The sequence below is a fragment of the Xylophilus sp. ASV27 genome, assembly GCF_016428875.1.
Taxonomy (GTDB): domain Bacteria; phylum Pseudomonadota; class Gammaproteobacteria; order Burkholderiales; family Burkholderiaceae_C; genus Xylophilus.
On record NZ_JAELTO010000020.1, the window covers coordinates 29,271 to 50,434 of the forward strand.

At 69.1% G+C, this 21,164-nt stretch carries 21 protein-coding genes and 1 pseudogene; 11 read left to right on the forward strand and 11 right to left on the reverse strand.

Annotation, left to right across the window (positions count from 1 at the left end; all coding sequences use genetic code 11):
- Positions 1-14: 14 nt before the first annotated feature.
- The 6 genes from hutH to JHD63_RS06600 form a co-directional block, all read right to left on the reverse strand.
- Entirely contained in the window at positions 15-1,568 is a 1,554-nt protein-coding gene (hutH, locus tag JHD63_RS06575) for a histidine ammonia-lyase (RefSeq protein ID WP_198969944.1), read from the reverse strand.
- Positions 1,569-1,628: 60 nt separating this feature from the next.
- Positions 1,629-2,432, reverse strand: a complete 804-nt coding sequence (gene hutC / locus JHD63_RS06580) for a histidine utilization repressor (protein ID WP_198969945.1) — start codon at positions 2,430-2,432, stop codon at positions 1,629-1,631.
- A gap of 28 nt (positions 2,433-2,460) precedes the next feature.
- Positions 2,461-3,243, reverse strand: coding sequence for an ABC transporter ATP-binding protein (locus JHD63_RS06585; RefSeq protein WP_370590408.1), 783 nt, complete (start codon positions 3,241-3,243; stop codon positions 2,461-2,463).
- Positions 3,240-4,067: an ABC transporter permease gene (locus tag JHD63_RS06590; RefSeq protein ID WP_198969947.1), complete on the reverse strand. Its 828-nt coding sequence runs from the start codon at positions 4,065-4,067 to the stop codon at positions 3,240-3,242. Before JHD63_RS06590 ends, JHD63_RS06585 begins: the two co-directional genes overlap by 4 nt.
- Before the next feature lie 63 nt (positions 4,068-4,130).
- On the reverse strand, positions 4,131-5,105 hold the full coding sequence (locus tag JHD63_RS06595; protein WP_198969948.1) for an ABC transporter substrate-binding protein: 975 nt from the start codon (positions 5,103-5,105) through the stop codon (positions 4,131-4,133).
- Between the two features lie 274 nt (positions 5,106-5,379).
- Entirely contained in the window at positions 5,380-6,270 is an 891-nt protein-coding gene (locus JHD63_RS06600) for a LysR substrate-binding domain-containing protein (RefSeq protein ID WP_198969949.1), read from the reverse strand.
- Positions 6,271-6,364: 94 nt separating this feature from the next.
- Here JHD63_RS06600 and JHD63_RS06605 point away from each other — a divergent pair, with 94 nt between their 5' ends.
- The 6 genes from JHD63_RS06605 (at position 6,365) to JHD63_RS06630 (ending at position 15,148) form a co-directional block, all read left to right on the forward strand.
- Positions 6,365-7,606 (forward strand): CaiB/BaiF CoA transferase family protein, encoded by a 1,242-nt coding sequence (locus JHD63_RS06605; RefSeq protein ID WP_198969950.1) that lies wholly within the window; start codon positions 6,365-6,367, stop codon positions 7,604-7,606.
- A gap of 9 nt (positions 7,607-7,615) precedes the next feature.
- The gene (locus JHD63_RS06610) at positions 7,616-8,764 is read left to right on the forward strand and encodes an acyl-CoA dehydrogenase family protein (protein ID WP_198969951.1); all 1,149 of its coding nucleotides are present in this window, start codon (positions 7,616-7,618) and stop codon (positions 8,762-8,764) included.
- A gap of 229 nt (positions 8,765-8,993) precedes the next feature.
- Positions 8,994-10,769, forward strand: a complete 1,776-nt coding sequence (locus JHD63_RS06615; RefSeq protein ID WP_198969952.1) for a sensor domain-containing phosphodiesterase — start codon at positions 8,994-8,996, stop codon at positions 10,767-10,769.
- Positions 10,770-10,855: 86 nt separating this feature from the next.
- Positions 10,856-12,730 carry a DNA helicase RecQ gene (gene recQ / locus JHD63_RS06620; protein WP_198969953.1) on the forward strand — a complete coding sequence of 625 codons (1,875 nt, stop codon included), beginning with the start codon at positions 10,856-10,858 and terminating at the stop codon, positions 12,728-12,730.
- Positions 12,731-12,773: 43 nt separating this feature from the next.
- Positions 12,774-12,956, forward strand: coding sequence for a hypothetical protein (locus JHD63_RS06625; RefSeq protein ID WP_198969965.1), 183 nt, complete (start codon positions 12,774-12,776; stop codon positions 12,954-12,956).
- 314 nt (positions 12,957-13,270) lie between these two features.
- Complete coding sequence (locus JHD63_RS06630) at positions 13,271-15,148, forward strand: phosphoenolpyruvate carboxykinase (GTP) (RefSeq protein WP_198969954.1); 1,878 nt, start codon at positions 13,271-13,273, stop codon at positions 15,146-15,148.
- A gap of 185 nt (positions 15,149-15,333) precedes the next feature.
- Here JHD63_RS06630 and JHD63_RS06635 read toward each other — a convergent pair whose 3' ends face one another.
- Positions 15,334-15,765 (reverse strand): hypothetical protein, encoded by a 432-nt coding sequence (locus tag JHD63_RS06635; protein ID WP_198969955.1) that lies wholly within the window; start codon positions 15,763-15,765, stop codon positions 15,334-15,336.
- A gap of 131 nt (positions 15,766-15,896) precedes the next feature.
- Here JHD63_RS06635 and JHD63_RS06640 point away from each other — a divergent pair, with 131 nt between their 5' ends.
- Positions 15,897-16,862 (forward strand): LysR family transcriptional regulator, encoded by a 966-nt coding sequence (locus JHD63_RS06640; RefSeq protein WP_198969956.1) that lies wholly within the window; start codon positions 15,897-15,899, stop codon positions 16,860-16,862.
- On the opposite strand, the gene JHD63_RS06645 is transcribed toward JHD63_RS06640, so the two are convergent.
- Complete coding sequence (locus JHD63_RS06645) at positions 16,846-17,025, reverse strand: hypothetical protein (RefSeq protein ID WP_198969957.1); 180 nt, start codon at positions 17,023-17,025, stop codon at positions 16,846-16,848. The two genes, JHD63_RS06640 and JHD63_RS06645, sit on opposite strands and share 17 nt — an antisense overlap.
- A gap of 161 nt (positions 17,026-17,186) precedes the next feature.
- Between JHD63_RS06645 and JHD63_RS06650 the strand changes: the two genes are divergently transcribed.
- From JHD63_RS06650 to JHD63_RS06660, 3 genes are all read left to right on the forward strand, one after another.
- Positions 17,187-18,002, forward strand: a complete 816-nt coding sequence (locus JHD63_RS06650) for a metallophosphoesterase (RefSeq protein WP_198969958.1) — start codon at positions 17,187-17,189, stop codon at positions 18,000-18,002.
- A gap of 217 nt (positions 18,003-18,219) precedes the next feature.
- Positions 18,220-18,663, forward strand: coding sequence for a flavin reductase family protein (locus tag JHD63_RS06655; protein WP_233167730.1), 444 nt, complete (start codon positions 18,220-18,222; stop codon positions 18,661-18,663).
- Positions 18,660-19,370 carry a glutamine amidotransferase-related protein gene (locus JHD63_RS06660; protein WP_198969960.1) on the forward strand — a complete coding sequence of 237 codons (711 nt, stop codon included), beginning with the start codon at positions 18,660-18,662 and terminating at the stop codon, positions 19,368-19,370. The genes JHD63_RS06655 and JHD63_RS06660 overlap by 4 nt, the downstream gene beginning before the upstream one ends.
- A gap of 81 nt (positions 19,371-19,451) precedes the next feature.
- Here JHD63_RS06660 and minE read toward each other — a convergent pair whose 3' ends face one another.
- The 3 genes and pseudogenes from minE to minC form a co-directional block, all read right to left on the reverse strand.
- Complete coding sequence (minE, locus tag JHD63_RS06665; protein ID WP_198969961.1) at positions 19,452-19,730, reverse strand: cell division topological specificity factor MinE; 279 nt, start codon at positions 19,728-19,730, stop codon at positions 19,452-19,454.
- A 5-nt stretch (positions 19,731-19,735) separates the two neighbouring features.
- On the reverse strand, positions 19,736-20,548 hold the full coding sequence (gene minD / locus JHD63_RS06670; RefSeq protein WP_198969962.1) for a septum site-determining protein MinD: 813 nt from the start codon (positions 20,546-20,548) through the stop codon (positions 19,736-19,738).
- Positions 20,549-20,597: 49 nt separating this feature from the next.
- A pseudogene (minC, locus tag JHD63_RS06675) lies at positions 20,598-20,948 on the reverse strand (septum site-determining protein MinC); the annotation flags it as partial.
- On the opposite strand from minC, the gene JHD63_RS06680 reads away from it, so the two are divergent.
- The coding region (locus tag JHD63_RS06680) for a hypothetical protein (RefSeq protein ID WP_198969963.1) at positions 20,917-21,164 on the forward strand (248 nt) is incomplete at its 3' end. The pseudogene minC and the gene JHD63_RS06680 overlap by 32 nt on opposite strands.

Below are 21,164 nucleotides of genomic sequence, written 5' to 3' on the forward strand. Positions count from 1 at the left end.
GGGGGAGGGACGACTCAGGCTTGGCTGGGCAGGATGGCCTGGACCGCCGCGGGCCATCGGCCCTGGCGTGCCCACTGGCGCATGGCGTCTATCGACGGCGCGAGGAAGCGGTCCTGGTCGATGAAGGCGACGCGCTCGCGGATGGCCGCGAATTCGGCTTCGAGGAGCGGGGAGGACCGCGGCCCACGCCTGAGCTCGATGCCCTGCGCGGCCGCCATGGCCTCGATGCCGACGACCACGGCGGTGTTCTCGACCATGTCGCCGAGCCTGCGGCCGGCGAAGGTCGCCATCGAGACGTGGTCCTCCTGGTTGGCCGAGGTCGGCAGGCTGTCGACGCTGGCCGGATGCGCGAGCGACTTGTTCTCCGAAGCCAATGCCGCAGCCGTGACCTGGGCGATCATGAAGCCCGAGTTGACGCCGCCGTCGCGCACCAGGAAGGGCGGCAGGCCCGACAGCCCGCTGTCGAGCAGCAGCGCCATGCGACGCTCGGAGATGGCGCCGATCTCGCTCACCGCCAGGGCAATGATGTCGGCGGCGAAGGCCACCGGCTCGGCGTGGAAGTTGCCGCCGGAGATGACGTCTCCGTTGTCGAAGACCAGAGGGTTGTCCGACGCGGCGTTGGCTTCGATCACCAGCACGCGCGCGGCATGCCTCAGGTTGTCCAGGCAGGCGCCCATGACCTGCGGCACGCAGCGCACCGAGTACGGATCCTGCACTCGGCCGCAGTCGGCGTGCGAGTCGACGATCTCGCTGCCCTCGAGCAGCGCGCGCATGGCGCCGGCGACGGCGATCTGGCCCGGCTGTCCGCGCGCGGCATGGATGCGCGCATCGAACGGCTTGATCGAGCCCTGGATGGCTTCGAGCGACAGCGCGCCCGCCACCAGGCCGGCGGCAAACACGTCCTCGGCGCCGAACAGGCCGGCCAGCGCCAGGGCGGTGGACACCTGCGTGCCGTTGAGCAGCGCCAGGCCCTCCTTGGGGCCGAGCACGAAGGGTTCGAGGCCGATACGGCGCAGGGCTTCGGCACCGCCGATCACCTCGCCCTGGGGCGTCGTCACCTCGCCTTCGCCGATCAACACGCAGGCCAGATGCGCCAGCGGCGCCAGATCGCCGGAGGCGCCGACCGAGCCTTTGGACGGGATGCGCGGCAGCAGGCCCGCATTGCCCAACGCCAGCAAGGCGTCGACGATCTCGGGCCGCACGCCGGAATGCCCGCGCGCCAGGCTCACCGCCTTGGTCGCCAGCACCAGCCGCACCACGCCCGCGGGCAGCGGTTCGCCGATGCCCGCGCTGTGCGAAAGCACCAGGTTGCGCTGCAGTTCGGCCAGGCGCTCATGCGGGATGATGGTCTGCGCCAGTTTGCCGAAGCCGGTGTTGATGCCATAGACCACGTCCCCGGCTTCGACGATGCGGCTCACCGTGGCCTGGGCGGCCAGCAGGGCATGGCGCGCCGATGGATGCAGCGCCAGCGATTCGGTGCCTGCATGCACGCGGCGCAGCAGGGCCAGGTCGACTTCGCCGGGCTCGAGTACCAGCGGGGCGGCGGCGGTGGGGGATGCGAGGTCCATGCGTGATCCTGTCTATACAAGTAAGTGCGACACAAGGCGAAGGCGGTTCTTCATCCCGCTTCAGCCGAACAAGGGGTTGCCGTCAGCCCGGAAGCGGCTGCCCAGGCGGTAGCGCGATGCGGGGTGCAGGCAGCGCACCATCGTCACGGGCTGGCCGCGCGTCCAGGTGCGGCGGGTGAGCAGCAGGCAGGGATCGGCCGCCGGCATCGCCAGCCGCTGGGCCTGCTCCACGGTGGGCAGCACGGCATCGACCACGTGCTCGATCTGGTCGAAGGGAACGTTGCGCACCAGGTATTCGCTGGGTGGCATGGCGGAGAAGTCCTGCTCCAGAAAATTCGGCACGGCGCGCGGGTTCACATGGCGGTCCTCCAACTGCACGGGTATGTCGTTTTCCATGTGCAGACAGACCGTGTGGAACACCGATTCGCCCTGCCGCAGGTCCAGCCACACCGCCACGTCGGGCGACGCAGCGATGCGCTCGGCCACCATGAGGACGCAGCGGTAGTCATGGCCGCGCGCGCGGATCTCGCTGGCGATGTTGGCGATCTGCAGCAGCGTCGACTGCGGCTTGTTCTCGGCGACGAAGCTGCCCACGCCCGCCACGCGCACGATGCGGCCCTGCTCCACCAGTTCGCGCAGCGCGCGGTTGACCGTCATGCGTGCCACGCCAAACTGCGCCACCAGCTCGCTCTCCGACGGCAGGCGGTGGCCCGCGGGCCAGGTGCCGTCCTGGATCCTGTGCGTGATGAAGGCCTTGATCTGCTCGTACAGCGCCAGCCCGGGAGACGCCGACGTTGCGGCAGAAGCGCCTGGCGGCACGCTGCGACGGGCGTCGGTGGCTTTGCGGAGGCTGGCAGCGGTCATGCGGGGTTTCCGGAGGTCGCGAATCGATTCAGTGTTCGGCAGCGGCCATGGATTCGGCGCGGATCTCTTCGGTCAGGCGCGCCTTGATCTCCATGAACTCCGGCGAGGTCTTGATCGTGTAGTGGCGCGGATGCGGAAAATCGACCGCGATCTCGGTCTTGATCCGGCCCGGCCGGGCGCTGAACACCGCCACCCGGTTGGCCATGAAGATCGCCTCGTCGATGTCGTGCGTGACGAACAGCACCGTCTTGCGCGCCGACTCCCAGATGCCGAGCAACAACTCCTGCATCAGGACGCGGGTCTGGTTGTCGAGCGCGCCGAACGGCTCGTCGAGCAGCAGCATCTTGGGGTCGTTGGCAAGCGCGCGCGCAATCGCGGTGCGCTGCTGCATGCCGCCCGAGAGCTGCTTGGGGAAGTGGTTCTCAAAGCCGCGCAGGCCCACCTTGGCGATGAAGAAATCGCTGCGCTCTTTCTGGTCGGCCTCGCTCATGCCGCGCTCGCGCAGGCCGAATCGGATGTTCTGCGCGATCGTGAGCCACGGAAACAGCGTGTAGCTCTGGAACACCACACCGCGATCGGCGCCCGGGCCTTCGATGGTCCTGCCGTCGAGCAGCACCCGGCCCTGGGTCGGATAGTCGAGTCCGGCGACGATGCGCAGCAGGGTCGACTTGCCGCAGCCCGAGGGGCCGAGAATGGTGACGAAATCGTTCTCGCGGACCTCGAAATCCACAGGCAGCAGGGCTTGCGTGCTGGTGCCCTTGTGGCTGGTGAAAGTGCGGGACACGCCCTGAATGGACAGCAGATGGCTCACAGCGTGCTCCATTCGAAGATGCGGCGGTTGATCGTCTTGAAGATGAAGTCCGACACCAGCCCGATGAGGCCGATCACGATGATGCCGAAGATGATCTGGCCCGTGTTCAGCAACGCCTGGCTGTCGGTGATCATGTGGCCGATGCCCGAGGACGAGCCGATCAGCTCGGCCACGATCACATAGGTCCAGGCCCAGCCCAGCACCAGGCGCAGCGTCTCGGCAATGCCGGGCGCGGCGCCCGGGATCAACACGCGGCGCACCACGCCGGTGTTGGAGGCACCCAGTGTGTAGGCGGCCTCCACCAGGTCCTTGCGCGCGCCGCCCACGGTGACGGCCACCATCAGCGTGATCTGGAACACCGATCCGATGAAGATGACCAGCAGCTTCTGCGTCTCGCCCACGCCGGCCCACAGTATCAGCAGCGGGATGAAGGCCGAGGCCGGCAGGTAGCGGCAGAACGAGACAAAGGGCTCGAAGAAGGCCTCGACCGGCTTCCAGGCGCCCATGGCGATGCCCAGGGGCACGGCCACGACCGAGGCCAGGATGAAGCCGCCCATCACGCGCCATACCGTCATGCCGATGTCGTGCAGGAAGCCGTACTCGGTGAACAGCAGCACGCCCTCGCGCGCCATGGTCATGGGGCTGGCCAGGAAGGTCGGGGAGACGAAGCCGCCCAGCGTCACAGCCGCCCAGACGAGAAAGAACACCACGAAGAAGGCCACGCCCAGCACCCACCTGGCCGTAGGGCTGACGGGCTCCAGGGGCGCCATGCGGCGGCGGCGCACGGTTGCGGACGCCGGTGCATGCGATGGGGTCTTGGACATAGTCTGGTGCACCGTCGGGACTGCGGAAGTGGATGCGGCTTGCATGGTCATCCCCTGGGATGCTTATTGGATGAAGCTGGCGTCATACATTGCGCCGTAGTTCTCGGGGATGGAGCGGATGATGCCGGCCTCCTTGAGGATCACGGCCGACTCCTTCATGAAGGGCACCAGCTCGTTGGCGAAGAATTTCTGGTTGGCTTCCTTGTCGGACCATTTCAGGTAGGAGGCCGACTTGCCGAACTGCTCGCCACCCTGCTTGACGGCCGCGCCCATGATCTCGAAGGACTTGGCCTTGTCGGCCTCGATCATGGCCACCGCATCGAAGTACGACTGGGCCAGGGCCTTGGCGGCGGCCGCGTTGGCCTTGAGCCACTTGGGATCGCAGCCCACGGTGTCCATGACCATGGGGTAGTCGATGGTGGTGGCCAGGATCTTGCCCGCCGCCGGGTTGGCGCGGATGGTGGACAGGTAGGGCTCGTAGCTCATGGCCGCATCGTTCTGGCCGGCCACGAAGGCCTGGGCCGCGGGCTGGGGCTCCAGCGAGACGGTCTTCACATCCTTCATGGTCATGCCGTTCTTGTGCAGCATCCAGGCCAGGCCGAAGTACGGCGCCGTGCCCGGCGCGCTCACGGCCACCGTCTTGCCCTTGAGGTCGGCAAAGCCCTTGACGTCATTGCGCACGGCGATGCCGTCGGCACCATAGGACTTGTCCATCTGAAAGATCTGCACGATGGGCACGCCGTTGGTGTTCCAGGCCACATGCGTCTCGATGGTGGTGGCCGCGCACTGGATGGCGCCCGAGGCCAGGGCCAGGTGGCGGTCCTTCTGCGGAATCATCTTCAGGTCCACCGCCAGGCCGTTCTTCTTGAAGATGCCGGCCTTGTCGGCCAGGGTCAGCGGCGCGAAGCCGGTCCAGCCCGACATGCCCAGGGTGATCTTGGTCTCCTGCGCGGCAGCGGGCTGCAGTGCGGCGGCAAGGCAGAGGGCGGCGGCCAGCGGCCCCAGGGGCAGGCGGCGGAACGTGGGGATCGAACTCATGTGGCACTCCTCGGTCGGGAAAGCAAGTTGGCGATGGCAGTTTCGGGGTCCGCAGGCAGACCTGTGCGGGAGCCCGAAGTGTGTTTTTGCCGACCGGACATGTATATACAGGATTACCCGGCAAACCGGTGATGGAGCGAGCATCCTGCATCTACCTGCGATCAACAAGGAGAGCAACAGCAAATGCCGTGCCAACCAAGCTTGTCCATACAACCTGGGGAAAATCCCGGGTAGCACCTCACCACCGTGGTGCATGCCACGGGGCTGCGCGCCGCTACGGTGCAATCACGGCACGTGCCACCTTCAAGAACGGTGCAATCAGCGGCGAGGCATTGCCCGCCGGCACGGCCAGCACCACGCCCTGGGGGGCCACGCGGCCCCGGATGCGGCGGCAGGCCAGGCGCTGGCCATCGTGGGCGCGGTCCACCACCGGCCGCGTGGTCAGCACGCTCAGGCCGTGGCCGTTGGCCACCATGGAGCGCAGCATTTCGATGGAGGCGAACTCATGGGCCACCAGCGGCGTCACGCCGGCCTCGCGGAACAGCGACAGGAAATACTCGCGGCTGTGCGGCAGGTTGATCAGCACCAGCGGGTAGCGGGCCACCTCGGCCAGCCCCACGCTGGTCCTGGCCGCCAGCGCATGGCGCTGCGGCAGCAGCACATAGGGCGGCAGCGCCGCCACGGGCAGCAGCTCCATGCGGGGACGCGCCAGGCCCGTGTCGTACTGCAGGGCCGCATCGAGCTCGCCGCGCTCCACCTGCTGCGTGAGCGAGGCGATGTCGCCCTCCACCAGCTCCAGCGTAATGCCGGGGTGCAGGCGCTGCATCTGCGCCAGCAGGGCCGGCACCCAGCGCGCGCCCAGCGTGCTCAGAAAACCCAGGCGCAGCACGCCCGCCATCGCCGCCGTGCGCGGCCCCTGCAGGCTGCGTGCGCCGTCCAGCAGCGCCTGGGCCTCGCGGCTGCGCACCGCACCGGCCGCCGTGAGATCCAGCCCCCTGGCATGGCGGCGCACGAACAGCGCCTCGCCCCACAGCGCCTCCAGGTCGGCAATCGCCTTGGAGATGGACGGCTGGGACACGCCGATGGCCTCGGCCGCGCGCGCCGTGCTGCCATGGCGTGCGGCGGCCACGAAATACTCCAGCTGGCGCAGGCTGATTTGGATCATTTTTTTGAATGCAGTGAATCAGGAATGAATATTTTCCATTGATTCAAACACGCGCCAGCATGCAGCCATAGACCACCCGTCCAAGGCTGCACCCATGACCGAGTCCACCCCCCTTACCGCCCGCCCGCTGGACGGCGTGCGCATTCTCGACTTCACGCGCGTGCTGGCCGGTCCGCTGTCCACGGCCCTGCTGGCCGACCTGGGCGCCGAGGTCGTCAAGATCGAGCCGCCGCAGGGCGACGACTACCGCGCCATCGGCCCCATGAACAATGGAGAAAGCGCGCTGTTCACGGTGATGAACCGCAACAAGCAAAGCCTGGTGCTGGACCTCAAGCACCCCGAGGCCGTGGCCCTGGTCCACGAGATGGCGGCGCAGGCCGACGTGGTGGTGGAGAACTTCCGGCCCGGCGTGGCCGAGCGCCTGGGCATAGGCGCCGCGCAGCTGCGCGCACTCAATCCGCGCCTGGTCTACGTCAGCGTCTCGGGCTTCGGGCAGACCGGGCCGCTGGCCCACCGGCCGGCCTACGACATCATCGTGCAGGCCATGAGCGGCCTCATGGAGGCCACGGGCGAGCCCGATGGCGCGCCCACCGTGGTGGGCGAAGCCGTCAGCGACGTGGTGGCCGGCCTGTTCGCCTCCTGGGCCACGCTGGCCGCGCTGCTGCAGGCCCGCGCCACGGGACAGGGCCAGCAGGTGGACGTGGCCATGTTCGACACCACGCTGAGCTTTCTGGCCACCTCGGTGGCGCGCTACCTGTTCACGGGCCGGCCCGCGCGCCGCGTGGGCAACCGCCATCCGCTGTCGGCCCCCTTCGGCGTGTACCGCGCAGGCGACGGCCACTTCGCGCTGGCCGTGCTCAACAACAAGCTGTTCGCCGCCGCCCTGCAGGCCATGGAACTGGGCAGCCTGGCCGGCGACCCGCGCTTTGCCAGCGACGAATCACGCTCGGCCCACGAGCCCGCGCTGCGCGAGGCCATCGAGGCCTGGGCCGGCCGGCATGAAGTGGCGCAGGTGGTGGCCTCGCTGGATGCGGCCGGCGTGCCCGCCGCCCCCATCTGGAACATTGCCCAGGCGCTGGAGTCGCCCCAGAGCCAGGCGCGCGGCCTGCTCGGCGCGGTGCAGGACGAGCGCCTGCCCGGCCTGCGCCTGCCCACCCAGCCCGTGCATTTCAGCGGCGCCGCACCCAACCGCGCCGAGCGCGCACCGGCCCTGGGCGAGCACACCGAGGCCCTGCTCTCGCAGTGGCTGGGCCGGGGCGCCGAAGCCATTGCCGCGCTGCGCGCATCCGGTGCCCTGGGCACCGCAGGCGCAGCCCCCTCTTCCCCATCACATTGAGCAACCGACATGAACTTCCAACGACTGGGCACCACCGCCGACGACCACGCCATTGCCGATGCCGTGGCCCGCTTTGCCGACGACGCACTCGCCCCGCTGGCGCAGCGCATGGACGAAGAGGCGCTGTCCGCCACCTGCCATGTGCCGGGCCTGTCGGCCCTGGGCGTGATGGGCATGAACCTGCCCGAGGCCCTGGGCGGCCCCGGCGTCACGCCCACGGCCATGCTGCTGTCCCTGGTGGCCATCTCGCGCGCCTGCGCGGCCACCTCGTCCATGATCGGCGCCCACTACCTGGGCACGGACGCCGTGCTCATCGGCGGCGACGACGCCCAGCGCCAGCAGTGGCTGCCGCGCTGCGCCAGCGGCCAATGGCTGGCGGCCTTTGCGCTGACCGAGCCGCGCGGCGGCTCGCACCCGGCCGACATGCGCACGCGCGCCGTGCGCGATGGGTACGACTATCTGATCACGGGCGTCAAGCACTTCATCTCCAACGCCGCCGAGGCACGCTTCATGGTGGTCTTCGCCAAGACCGACATGGAGGCCGGCGCGCGCGGCGTTAGCGCCTTCATCGTGCCGCGCGATCTGCCCGGCATCCAGATCTCGGCCCCAGAAAAGCTCATGGGCATCCGCGGCGGCCATGCCTTCGAGGTCTCGCTGGACGGCGTGCGCGTGCCCGCCAGTCACCGGCTGGGCGCCGAGGGCACAGGCTTCAAAACGGCGATGAAGGTGCTGGACAACAGCCGCCTGGACGTGGCGGCCACCGCCCTGGGCGTGGCCGAGGCCGCCCTGGCCGCCGCCGCGCAATGGGCCAATCAGCGCCTGGTGGGCGGCGAGCCGCTGGCCACGAAACAGGGCATCCAGTGGAAGCTGGCAGACATGAAGCTGCGCCTGGAGGCATCGTGGGCACTGACGATGCAGGCCCTGGCCTTGCGCCAGGCCGGCCAGCCCTTCACCCAGCACTCGGCCATGGCCAAGCTCCATGCGTCCGAAATGGTGGGCTTCGTCACCGACGAAGCCCTGCAGATCCACGGCGGCTACGGCTACACACGCGAAATGCCGCTGGAGCGCCTGGTGCGCGATGCACGCATCCTGCGCATCTACGAGGGCTCGTCCGAAGTGCAGCGCAGCATCATTGCGCGCGGGGTGCTGGGGCTTTGAGCACAGCCCGGGCACAGTCTCTTCTCCATCTGACGGATGCCATGATCACGTGGCCGCCCGATTGTGTGCGGGCCCAGGCGTGATGCTGGAACGGCCCTGACTGCCTGCTAGACCGCCTGTTAGCACAGAGCCGCACCTCGACGCGTTAAAGAACGTAACGCCGGAACGCGGTTGAAACGGAGGCCCGCGGCTGCGCTATGTTTATGCGTTGCGATCCCGAAGCCACGCGATGAGCGCCCCACCCCACGCCGCCGGCCTGCATGACAGCGACATCGTCGACCTGCTGGCGTTGGGCCTGTTCGTCTGTGACGCGCAGGGCCTGTATCTGCGGGTCAACCCCAGCTACGAGGCCCTGACCGGTTACACGGCCGGTGAGCTGGTGGGTCGCGCCACACTGGCGCAAGTCCATGACCTGCAGGAGCTGATGCAGCGCTCCGGCGAACTTCCTTTCACGCTGTCGCGCGATGAAGAGGGGAAACTGCTACTCAGGGCGAACCCCTCCGCGCCCGATCCGGGCAAGGCGGTGGGTGCGACTCTGCCGCGCACCTGGACTTGCCGGCGGCGCAGCGGCGCCCCGATCCAGGTCCAGTTGTCGCTGGCCAGACTGCCCACGGACGGCGCAGACACAGCGCATTACCTGGGAGTGGTCACCCAGGAGCAAGGTCAGCACGACAGCCCCCATGTCAACTGGCACGACGGCGTCCAGGACGCCTGGACGCAGTTACCCAACGCCAGTTGGTGGCATGAACGTGCTGCGCTGAAGCTCCAGTTTGCGCGGCGGCGCGGCACGCCCTGCAGCGTGCTGGTGCTCGAGATCGACCAGATGACGCGCCTGCGCGACTCCATGGGCGACGACATGCTGGGCCAGGTGCTGCAGCTGTTCGGCCACCGGATACGCGGCACCACCGGCCCCGAGACGGTGCTGGCCTCGCTCGGCGGCGGCCTGCTGGCCTGCATGCTGGAAGGCGACGTGCCGGAGATAGACAGGCTCACCGGCATCCTGTTGCGCCGCCTGTCGCAGCCGCTGCAACTGGTCGACCGCAGCCTGCGGCTGACCGCGAGCATCGGCGCCTCCATCTGCCTGCCCGATCGCGGCCGACTGGAAGCGGGCGAGCTGCTGCACCGGGCGCGCGTGGCACTGGGCACGGCCAAGGCGGCCGGCGGCGCGCAATCGCGCTGGTTCCGCAAGGCCATGCAGGCCGAAGCCATAGACCGACTGGAACTCGAGGGCCTGCTGCGCCAGGCGCTGGAGAAAAAACAGTTCAGCCTGGTGTTCCAGCCCCAGGTCAACCTGGAGACGGGCCGCATCGTGCTGATCGAGACCCTGCTGCGCTGGCAATGCCCGGGGCGGGGCGCCGTCAGCCCCGCGGTCTTCATTCCCGTGGCCGAGGACATCGGCCTGATCCCCGCGATAGGCGAATGGGTGCTGCGCGAGTCCTGCCGCGAGGTCGGGCGCCTGCGCCGGCTGCTGACGAGCCGGCAGGCACCGGTACCGCAGGTGGCAGTGAACGTCTCGGCCCGGCAACTGCTGCAGCCGGGGCTGATGGCACTGGTCGAGAGCGCGCTGCAGAACGCCGGAATGGAGCCCCGGCACCTGGAGGTCGAAGTGACGGAAAGCGCGCTGGTGGGCGACGCCGGCAGCGCGCTGGCCACGCTCGAAAGCCTGCGCCAGCTGGGCGTTGGCCTGGCGATCGACGACTTCGGCACCGGCTACTCCAGCTTCTCCTACCTGACGCAGTTCCCGTTCGACCGACTGAAGATAGACCGCTCGCTGGTGCTCGACATCGACCGCCCGGGCAAGGGCAGCGCCATCGTATCGGCCATCCTGTCGCTGGCCCATGCGCTGGACATGCGGGTGACCGCCGAGGGCGTGGAAACCGGCGCGCAGGCCGCCGCCCTGAAGGCCCTGGGATGCGACGAGGTGCAGGGCTACTGGTTCTCGCGTCCGCTCACGTCCAAGTCGCTGCAGCAGGTGCTGAGCGCGGTCGCGCATCCACCGGCCTGAGGCTGGCGGCTGCCAGGCAGGCCGGGCCGGCACGGCGCACCGGCAGCGCAGAAGGCCGCAGAATCGGGGGTTCACTCCGCCTCGCCATGCCTGATCACCTCTCACCCGACCCCCTGCACATCCTCCACGAGGTTTTTGGCTACGACCAGTTCCGCGGGCCCCAGCAGGCCATCATCGAGCACGTGACCGCTGGCGGCGACGCCCTGGTGCTGATGCCCACCGGGGGCGGCAAGTCGCTGTGCTACCAGATCCCGGCCATTGCCCGGCAGCGCGCCGGGTACGGCGTGAGCATCGTGGTGTCGCCGCTGATCGCGCTGATGCACGACCAGGTGGGCGCCCTGCACGAGGCGGGGGTCGAGGCCGCCTTCCTCAACTCCACGCTGTCCTTCGACGAGGCCGCCGACGTGGAGCGCCGACTGGCGCGCGGGCAGATCACCATGCTGTACGCGGCGCCCGAGCGACTGACCACGCCGCGCTTCCTGTCGCTGCTCGATGGCCTGCTCAGCCGCGGCCAGTTGGCGCTGTTTGCCATCGACGAGGCGCACTGCGTGAGCCAATGGGGCCACGACTTCCGCCCCGAGTACCGCGGCCTGACCGTGCTGCACGAGCGCTATCCGGGCGTACCGCGCATCGCGCTGACCGCCACGGCCGACGCGCTGACCCGCACCGACATCGTCGAACGGCTGCAGCTTGAGGAGGCCGGCCGGTTCGTCAGCAGCTTCGACCGGCCCAACATCCGTTACGCCATCGTCGAGAAGAAGGACGTCACCACGCAGTTGCTGCGCTTCATCGAGGCCGAGCACGCGGGCGATGCCGGCGTCGTCTATTGCCAGTCGCGCAAGCGGGTGGAAGAACTGGCCGCCACGCTGGCCGGCGCGGGCATCAACGCCCTGCCCTACCACGCCGGGCTCGACGCCAAGCTGCGCCAGCAGCACCAGGACCGCTTCCTGCGCGAGGAGGGCATCGTCATGGTTGCCACCATCGCCTTCGGCATGGGCATCGACAAGCCCGACGTGCGCTTCGTCGCCCACGTGGACATGCCCAAGAACATCGAGGGCTACTACCAGGAGACCGGCCGTGCCGGCCGCGACGGCGAGCCCGCCGACGCCTGGATGGCCTATGGCCTGCAGGACGTGGTGAACCAGGCGCGCATGATCGACGAGAGCCCGGCCGGCGACGAGTTCAAGCAGGTGATGCGCGGCAAGCTCGACGCATTGCTGGCGCTGGCCGAGGCCACCGACTGCCGGCGCGTGCGGCTGCTCGGCTATTTCGGCGAGCACGCCGTGCCCTGCGGCAACTGCGACAACTGCCTGCACCCTCCCGAACTGTGGGACGGCACCGAGACTGCGCGCAAGCTGCTCTCCACCATCTACTGGATCAAGAAGCAGAACGGCATCGGCTTTGGCGCCGGCCACATCATGGACATCGTGCGCGGCAAGAAGACCGACAAGGTCGCGCAGTACCGCCACGACACGCTCTCGACCTTCGGGCTGTGCGCCGAGTCGAGCGAGGCGCAGTTGCGCGGCGTGCTGCGCCAGTTGATCGCCACCGGCGCGCTGCACGTGGACGCCGCGGCGTTCAACACGCTGCAGCTGACCGACGGCTCGCGCGCCGTGCTCAAGGGCGAGGTGCCGGTGCGGCTGCGCGCATCGGTCTCCGCCCCGGCCGCCCGCAAGCCGCGCGCCGGGCGTCGCGAGGCCAAGGCCGCCTCGCCGGCCGCCGCCACGCTGGACGCCGCCGGCCTTGGGCGCTTTGCCGCGCTCAAGGCCTGGCGCGCCGAGGTGGCGCGCGAGCACAACCTGCCGGCCTACGTGATCTTCCACGACGCCACGCTCGCCGCCATCGCCGAGCGCGCACCGCAAAGCCTGGACGACCTGCAGGGCGTGAGCGGCCTGGGCGTCAAGAAGCTGGAGGCCTATGGCGCCGACGTGGTGCGGGTCTGCCGCGGACCGCACGGTTAAAATCCGCACTCCAGCGCAGACAATCCCCCCAGAAGGAAACGCCATGTCCACTCCCGCCGACGCCGCCGATGCCTCCAACCAGGGCCACGCCCATGACCCGCATGCCGCGGCCGGACGTCCCGTGGACGCGGCCGAGCAGGTCGTGCACCTGATGCCGATCGTGTTGCCGGTGGTGGGCGGCGTGCTGATGTTCCTGCTGGCCTTCATCGCCGTCCACATGGCCTGACGCACCCCTCCTGCGCCCGCGCAGGACTTCCCCCCAAAAGCCGCGGCCCCCCGCGGCTTTTTGCTGCGCGCCTGCCAGAGCCTTCCTCGCATATCCACGCATAACCCCATGCATCTTTTGCATGAAATTTTGAGGTAACGCGGGGACATGCCGGGGGCAGCTTCATAGAATCGTCACTCGCCTCCATGGCAGCGGCGCCCGGAGTTCCAGGGCCGAGCCGTTTTATCCAAGGCCCTTGCCCTGCCCTTGCAGCACGCAGCCGGCGCAGCCGGCGGCTTTCGACAAGACGATTTTTCAAACTCAGGAGCTCTCCCTTGAACGCACCCGTCATGCAAGGTATGCAGGCCCACGCCCCGGCCCATGTGAAGAACGCCAGACTCATCGCCTGGGTGGCCGAGATGGCCGCGCTGTGCAAGCCCAAGGCCATCCACTGGTGCGACGGCAGCGAAGACGAATACGCGCGCCTGTGCCAGCAGTTGGTGGATGCGGGCACCTTCAAGCGGCTGAACCCGGCCAGGCGCGCCAACAGCTTCCTGGCCTGCTCCGACCCGAGCGACGTGGCCCGCGTGGAAGACCGCACCTTCATCTGCTCCGAGAACAAGGAAGACGCCGGCCCGACCAACAACTGGATGCCGCCGGCCGAGATGCGCGCCACGCTGCAGCCGCTGTTCGACGGCTGCATGGCCGGCCGCACGATGTACGTGGTGCCGTTCTCGATGGGTCCGCTGGGCAGCGACATCGCCCACATCGGCGTCGAACTCTCCGACAGCCCCTACGTGGCGGTCAATATGAAGCTCATGACGCGCATGGGCCGCGCCGTGCTCGACGTGCTGGGGGCGCAGGGCGAATTCGTGCCCTGCCTGCACACCGTGGGTGCGCCGCTGGCCGCGGGCGAGCAGGACGTGCCCTGGCCCTGCAACCCCACCACCAAGTACATCGTCCACTACCCCGAGACGCGCGAGATCTGGTCCTACGGCTCGGGCTACGGCGGCAACGCGCTGCTGGGCAAGAAGTGCCTGGCGCTGCGCATCGCCTCGGCCATGGGCCGCGAGCAGGGCTGGCTGGCCGAGCACATGCTGATCCTCGGCGTAACCTCGCCCGAGGGCAAGAAGCATCACGTCGCCGCCGCCTTCCCCAGCGCCTGCGGCAAGACCAACTTCTCCATGCTGGTGCCGCCGGCCGGCTTCGAAGGCTGGAAGGTCACCACCATCGGTGACGACATCGCCTGGATCAAGCCCGCCGCCGACGGCAGGCTCTACGCCATCAACCCCGAGGCCGGCTATTTCGGCGTGGCGCCCGGCACCAACCTGCTGACCAACCCGAACTGCATGCGCAGCCTGGACCGCGACGTGATCTTCACCAACGTCGCGCTGACCGACGACGGCGACGTCTGGTGGGAAGGCATGGAGCAGGACGCACCGGGCAAGGCGCTGCCGGCCCACCTGATCGACTGGCAGGGCAAGGACTGGACGCCGCAGATCGCCAAGGAAACCGGCGCCAAGGCCGCCCATCCGAACGCGCGCTTCACCGTGGCCGCCACCAACAACCCGGCGCTCGACCCGGCCTGGGACGATCCGGCCGGGGTACCGATCGATGCCTTCATCTTCGGCGGCCGCCGCTCCACCACGGTGCCCCTGGTGACCGAGGCCCGCACCTGGGCCGAGGGCGTCTACATGGCCGCCACCATGGGCTCGGAAACCACCGCCGCGGCCTTCGGCCAGCAGGGCGTGGTGCGCCGCGATCCGTTCGCCATGCTGCCGTTCGCCGGCTACAACATGAGCGAGTACTTCCAGCACTGGATCGACCTGGGCGCACGGCTGCAGGCCGCCGGCGTGCGGTTGCCCAGGATCTACCAGACCAACTGGTTCCGCAAGGGCGAGGACGGCAAGTTCGCCTGGCCCGGCTACGGCGAGAACATGCGTGTGCTGAAGTGGATGATCGACCGCATCGAGGGCAAGGCCGGCGCCGGCGTCGAACACCTGACCGGCATCAGCCCCTCCTACGGCGACCTGAACTGGAAGGGCCTGGACTTCACCCCGGCCCAGTTCGACACCGTGACCCGCACCGACGCCGCCGCCTGGCGCGACGAGCTGGCGCTGCACGACAAGCTGTTCGAGCAACTGGCGCAGGGCCTGCCGCAGGAACTGAAGAACATCCGCGCCGAACTCGAAGACCGTCTGGCCACGGCCTGATCCAGCGCCAAGGCCCCATAAAAAGGCCGCGCCCCGTGAGAGGAGGCGCGGCCTTTTCTATTGGCGGCACAGAAGGCCGCGGAGCAGGCCAAACGCAAACTGCCGCGGAACTGGCTTTGCCAGGCCGCAGGCAGTGCCCCCTGAAGGGGGTTGGCGAAGAAGCGAAGCGCGCAGCCTGGGGGTAATCAGAAATACCCGCGCACGTCGCGCCCCGCGTCCATGCCCATCGCACGGCTGATGTCGGCCATCACGCGGGCGTCGGTCATGGCCAGGCGCATCAGCTTGCGGTCTTCCTCGGCGGCGATGCGGCGGGCGTTCCAGCCGGCGGCCGCGGCGCGCAGCGCGATGCTGGCGCGGCGGGCCGGACCGGCCAGCAGGGCCAGCGCGGCGAAGGCGACGACCCACAGCACGATCCAGGCGGCCAGCAGGTGGCCTTCGCTCCAGGTGCCGATGATCTGGTTGGCCACCACCAGCAGCGCGGCCACGATCGCGGCCAGCAGCAGCGCGGCACCGCCGCGCGCGCCGTGGGCCAGATGCTGCACGTGCTCGGCGACGCGCGCCGCGCGCTCTGCGCCGACATGGTGGGTGGGATAGACGGGGTGGACGAAACTGGTCATGGTGCTCTCCTGCAAGCGCCGGGGAATGGGATTTCCGGCACATGACGACATACTAGGGTTTACCCGTGTGCTGTTCAACTTTATTTGGATGATGCTTGCCATTCACACCAGTGATAGACAAGCCATCGCGCATGCACCCCACCAACTTCCGCACCTTCGACCTGAATCTGCTGCGCGTCTTCGACGAGGTCATGGCCGAGCGCAGCCTCACGCGCGCGGCGCGCAATCTCTCGCTGACGCAGCCGGCGGTGAGCAATGCGCTGCGGCGCCTGCGCGAGGCCCTGGGCGACGAGCTGGTGCGCCGCAGCGGCCAGGCGATGGAGCCGACGCCGCGCGCCACCGCCATCTGGCCGGACGTGCGCGAGGCGCTGCGGCAGTTGCAGCGCTCGCTCGGGCCCGAGGTGTTCGATCCGGCCCATACCGAGGCCACCTTCGTGCTGGCCATGGCTGACGCCACGGCCGCCGTGGTCATGCCCGGGCTGGTGGATCTGCTGGAAACCGGGGCGCCCGGCATACAGATCCGGGTGAAGCCGCTGGCCACGCGCGACCCGCGCCGGCTGCTGGCCGACGAGGCGGCGGACATGGCGATCGGCTACTTCCCGGCGGTGATGGCCGACCTGGCGGCGGGCCAGCAGTCCGGCGAGGACGCGAGCTATCTCCACCAGCGGCTCTACCACGGGGAATACGTCTGCGTGATGCGGCGCGGCCATCCGCTGGCGGCACTGCCCGACGCGGAATTCACCATCGAGCGCTACTGCGCGGCGCGCCACATGCTGGTGAGCTTCTCGGGCCGCGCCTATGGCTTCATCGACGAAGCGCTGGCGCTGCTCGGGCACAAACGGCGGGTGGCGGTGACCGTGAACCAGTTCTTCACCGCCGGCAAGATCGTGGCGCAGTCGGACATGCTGACCGTGCTGCCCCAGCATTTCATCGGGGCGACCGGGCTGGCGGACGAGATCGTCTGGCGCGAACTGCCGTTTCCGGTGCCGGCGGTGCACGTCGATGCGCTCTGGCACCGGCGCCATCAGCCCGCACGCGCGCACGAGTGGCTGCGCGGGGCGGTGGCGCGCTCGGCGCGCCTCAGCGCACGACGCTGAGGTAGGCCTGGGCGGCCGCCCGCAGTTCCTGCGCCTGGTGCGGGTTCTGGCCGGCGCAGGCTTCCGCGGACTCGAACAGCGCGTTGGGAATGCCACGCGCCGCGTCGGGCAGCGCGGCCGCTGCACGGACGGAAGACAGCAAACGGGTGATAAGGGCGAACATGGTGCAAGGGGCACCTTGTGGGTGCGAATAGTAGGGATGGCTCAAGAATAAGGGTTTTCCCTAGCTTTACAAGCCTTGCGTCATGCAAACCCGGCATGGGTGCTGCTGCGGCGCAACATGCGCCTGCCTGTGCCCATGCGGGCTTCCCGCACAATGACCCGATGAAGATCCAACTCCTGTCCGACCTGCATCTGGAGGTGCAGCCCGCGTTTTCCTGCCCGCCGGCCCCGGGCGCCGACCTGCTGGTGCTGGCGGGCGACGTCGGATCGCACCATGTTGGTTCATTGCTGGAGGGGAGCGACTTCGGCCTCGCTCGCTACTCGCCGCGGCCCGAATACGGCGCCTGGCCCTGCCCGGTGCTGTACGTGCCGGGCAACCACGAGTACGACGGGCAGGACGTGGACGCCGCGCGCGAGCGGCTCAAGGCCCTGTGCGCCGAGCTGGGCATCCTCTGGCTCGAGCGCGAAACGCGGGTGCTGCAGGGCGTGCGCTTCGTCGGCACCACGCTCTGGAGCGACTTCGACGCGCTGGTGCCGCCGCGCGCCACGCCCGGCCAGGCGCTGTCGGCGCGCGGCAAGGCCATTCGCGCCGCCAACTTCTACCTGCAGAAGACCGGCACCACGCGCCACGGCGAGCCCTGGCTGGCCGAGGGCATGCGCGAGGAGGCGCTGGCCTGCCAGGACTGGCTGCGCGGCGCGCTGGCCGCGCCCTTCGACGGCCCGACGGTGGCCGTGACCCATTTCGCGCCCAGCCTGGCCAGCGCCGACCCGCGCTACGGCCTCACGCCCGGCACGGCCGGTTTCTGCAACGCGCTGGACGAACTGCTGCCGCAGGCCCAACTGTGGCTGCACGGCCACCTGCACTGCGCCTTCGACTACCGCAAGGACGGCTGCCGGGTCGTGGCCAATCCGCTGGGCTACGCCGGCAAGGGCGAGCAGGCGGGCTTCCGGCCCGGACTGTTGATCGATATTGGATAGCTATCATAAATATAGCGCATAGCCCATATCCCATATGGGCTTCATCCCTATTTCCTTCAAAAAGCCACGCCCCTGCGGCCGGCGCGGGCCGGCGCGGCCGTTTACGATCCGGGAATCGCCGCCCTACCCGTCCGCCGCCGTGACCCCTAGCCCCAGCGCCGCGCTGCAAGCCCGCGCCCCCTCCTTTTCTCTGCCGCAGTTCAGGGCCTCGCTCGCGATGTTTGCCACCGGCGTGACCATCGTCACCGCGCGCACGCCCGAGGGCGTGCTGGTGGGGTTGACGGCCAACTCCTTCAACTCGGTGTCGCTGGACCCGCCGCTCGTGCTCTGGAGCCTGGCGCGCACCGCGACCTCGATGGCGGCCTTCCGCGCGGGTTCGCACTACGCAGTGAACGTGCTGGCAGCCGACCAGATGGCGCTGGCCGAGCGCTTCGCCTCGCGCGGCGCCGAGCGCTGGGCCGGCACGGACTTCACCGAAGGTGCGAGCGGCGCCCCGCTGCTGGCCGGTGCCGCGGCGGTGTTCGAGTGCTTCAACCGCAGCCGCTACGAGGAAGGCGACCACACCATCTTCGTCGGCGAAGTGGAGGCCTGCAGCCACCGGCCGGGCGCCTCGCCGCTGCTGTTCCACGGCGGCCGCTTCTATACGGAACATCCGCTATGAGCCAGCGACTGCTGATCCTGCAACACTCGCCGCTGGACGGCCCCGGCAGCCTGGCGCCCTACTTCCAGGCGCGCGGCTGGCAGATCGACGTGGTGGAGGCGGCCCACGCCGATCTGGCGCGGATCGATCCTCTCGCGGCCGATCTGGTGCTGCCGCTGGGCTCGGCGCTGAGCGTCTACGACGAGGCGCTGTTCCCCTTCATCGGCGTCGAGCGCGCGCTGCTGGCGCGCCGGCTGGCGGCCGGGCGGGCGGTGCTGGGCATCTGCTTCGGCGCGCAGTTGATCGCCTCGGCGCTGGGCTGCCGCGTCTACCGCGCGCCGCAGGCCGAGGTGGGCTGGTACCCGCTGGAGCTGACGGCCGAAGGCGCGGCCTCGCCGCTGCGCCACCTAGCGCCCGGGCTGGCGCCGGCGGTGATGCACTGGCACCAGGACACCTTCGACCTGCCGCCCCGCACGCAGCGCCTGGCGCGCAGCGCGCTGTGCGAGAACCAGGCGTTCGCGCTCGGCACGCATCTGCTGGCGCTGCAGTTCCACCCGGAAGTGACCCGCGACGGGGTCGAGGCCTGGCTGGCCGAGGCCTCCTTCACGCCCGACACACGCGCCGCGCGCATCGCCGAGATCCGCGAGGGCGCGGCGCGCTGGCAGGCCGCGATGCAGCGCCAGATCGCGCGCTGCCTCGACGACTGGCTGCCGGCGGCAGGGCTGTGAGGTCGGCGTTTGCTATCAATTAGATAGCTACAAGCCCAGACAGCACCTGGGCTACAGGCACTTTTTGCTCAAAACTCGGGCTCAGGGCGACGCGATGGCCGGCTTGGCCGCGTCGGGCAACTCGATCTTGACTTCGAGCACGTCGAAGTTGTCCTGGTGCTCCAGGTTGACCTTGATGTCGCCCGGGCTGATGGAGACGTACTTGGAGATGACGGCGATCAGCTCGCGCTGCAGGTCGGGCAGGTAGCTCGGCTTCTTGCTGCTGCCGCTGCGCTCGTGCGCCAGGATGATCTGCAACCGCTCCTTGGCGACGCTGGCCGTCTTCTTTTTCTCTCCGAGAAGAAAGCTGAGGAAGGACATGGCACTCACCTCCCGAAGATGCGCTTGAAGAAACCGGGCTTCTGCGCGTCGACGAAGCGCATCGGGTGCTCCTCGCCCAGGAAGCGGCCGACCACGTCCTTGTAGGCCTCGGACACGTCGCTGCCCTGGGCATGGATGGCCGGCGTGCCCTGGTTGGAGGACTGCAGCACCGTCTCGGACTCCGGGATCACGCCGATCAGCGGGATGCGCAGGATGTCCTGCACGTCCTGCAGCGACAGCATCTGGCCGTCTTCCACGCGGTTCGGGTTGTAGCGGGTGATCAGCAGGTGCTCCTTGATCGGCTCGCCGCCTTCGATGGCGCGCCGGGTCTTGGAGCCGAGCATGCCCAGGATGCGGTCGGAGTCGCGCACCGAGGAGACCTCGGGGTTGGTCACCACCAGCGCCTCGTCGGCGAAGTGCATGGCCATCAGCGCGCCGGTCTCGATGCCCGCGGGCGAGTCGCAGACGATGTAGTCGAAGCCCTGCGCGGCCAGCTCCTTGAGCACGCGCTCGACGCCCTCCTGCGTGAGGGCGTCCTTGTCGCGGGTCTGCGAGGCGGCCAGCACGAACAGGTTCTCGCACTGCTTGTCCTTGATCAGGGCCTGGTGCAGGTTGGCCTCGCCGTGGATCACGTTGACGAGGTCGTACACCACGCGGCGTTCGCAGCCCATGATGAGGTCGAGATTGCGCAGACCGACGTCGAAGTCGACGACCGCGGTCTTGAAGCCGCGCAGCGCGAGGCCGGAGGCGAAGCTGGCGCTGGTCGTGGTCTTGCCCACGCCGCCCTTGCCGGAAGTCACCACGACGATCTTGGCCATGTTGTTGCTGTCCTTCGTTTGGAGGAGGAAATAGAGGGAAGGAAGAAATTCAGAGCGGCTCGATGACGAGCTTCTCGCCGACGAGCTGGATTTTCGCCGGCTTGCCGTGGATTGCGGGCGGCAGCGGCACATCGGTGGTGCGGTAGATGCCCGCGATGGACACCAGCTCGGGCTCCATGCAGGTGGCGAAGATGCGCGCGGCCGTGTTGCCGCGCGCCCCGGCGATGGCCTTGCCGCGCAGCGGCGCGTAGACGTGCACGTTGCCGTCGGCGATCACCTCGGCGCCGTTGCTGACCGCGGCCATCACGATCAGGTCGGCATTGCGCGCATAGACCTGCTGGCCCGAACGCAGCGGCCGGTCGATCACCATGGTGGGCAGGGCGCCGGGCGCCGCCGCGGGCGCGGCCGCCGCGGAGGCCGGTGCCGGACCTGTCTCTTATACACATCTCCGAGCCCACGAGACCGTACAGGAAATCTCGTATGCCGTCATCTGCTTGAAAAGGGGGGGGGGGGGGGGGGGGGGGGGGGGGGGGGGGGGGGGGGGGGGGGGGGGGGGGGGGGGGGGGGGGGGGGGGGGGGGGGGGGGGGGGGGGGGGGGGGGGGGGGGGGGGGGGGG

Bases quoted from the DNA above. Each gene is read 5' to 3' on its own strand.
- hutH (WP_198969944.1), bottom strand. From the start codon at position 1,568: ATGGACCTCGCATCCCCCACCGCCGCCGCCCCGCTGGTACTCGAGCCC.
- hutC (WP_198969945.1), bottom strand. From the start codon at position 2,432: ATGACCGCTGCCAGCCTCCGCAAAGCCACCGACGCCCGTCGCAGCGTG.
- JHD63_RS06590 (WP_198969947.1), bottom strand. From the start codon at position 4,067: ATGTCCAAGACCCCATCGCATGCACCGGCGTCCGCAACCGTGCGCCGC.
- JHD63_RS06595 (WP_198969948.1), bottom strand. From the start codon at position 5,105: ATGAGTTCGATCCCCACGTTCCGCCGCCTGCCCCTGGGGCCGCTGGCC.
- JHD63_RS06600 (WP_198969949.1), bottom strand. From the start codon at position 6,270: ATGATCCAAATCAGCCTGCGCCAGCTGGAGTATTTCGTGGCCGCCGCA.
- JHD63_RS06605 (WP_198969950.1), top strand. From the start codon at position 6,365: ATGACCGAGTCCACCCCCCTTACCGCCCGCCCGCTGGACGGCGTGCGC.
- JHD63_RS06610 (WP_198969951.1), top strand. From the start codon at position 7,616: ATGAACTTCCAACGACTGGGCACCACCGCCGACGACCACGCCATTGCC.
- JHD63_RS06615 (WP_198969952.1), top strand. From the start codon at position 8,994: ATGAGCGCCCCACCCCACGCCGCCGGCCTGCATGACAGCGACATCGTC.
- recQ (WP_198969953.1), top strand. From the start codon at position 10,856: ATGCCTGATCACCTCTCACCCGACCCCCTGCACATCCTCCACGAGGTT.
- JHD63_RS06625 (WP_198969965.1), top strand. From the start codon at position 12,774: ATGTCCACTCCCGCCGACGCCGCCGATGCCTCCAACCAGGGCCACGCC.
- JHD63_RS06635 (WP_198969955.1), bottom strand. From the start codon at position 15,765: ATGACCAGTTTCGTCCACCCCGTCTATCCCACCCACCATGTCGGCGCA.
- JHD63_RS06640 (WP_198969956.1), top strand. From the start codon at position 15,897: ATGCACCCCACCAACTTCCGCACCTTCGACCTGAATCTGCTGCGCGTC.
- JHD63_RS06645 (WP_198969957.1), bottom strand. From the start codon at position 17,025: ATGTTCGCCCTTATCACCCGTTTGCTGTCTTCCGTCCGTGCAGCGGCC.
- JHD63_RS06650 (WP_198969958.1), top strand. From the start codon at position 17,187: ATGAAGATCCAACTCCTGTCCGACCTGCATCTGGAGGTGCAGCCCGCG.
- JHD63_RS06655 (WP_233167730.1), top strand. From the start codon at position 18,220: ATGTTTGCCACCGGCGTGACCATCGTCACCGCGCGCACGCCCGAGGGC.
- JHD63_RS06660 (WP_198969960.1), top strand. From the start codon at position 18,660: ATGAGCCAGCGACTGCTGATCCTGCAACACTCGCCGCTGGACGGCCCC.
- minE (WP_198969961.1), bottom strand. From the start codon at position 19,730: ATGTCCTTCCTCAGCTTTCTTCTCGGAGAGAAAAAGAAGACGGCCAGC.
- minD (WP_198969962.1), bottom strand. From the start codon at position 20,548: ATGGCCAAGATCGTCGTGGTGACTTCCGGCAAGGGCGGCGTGGGCAAG.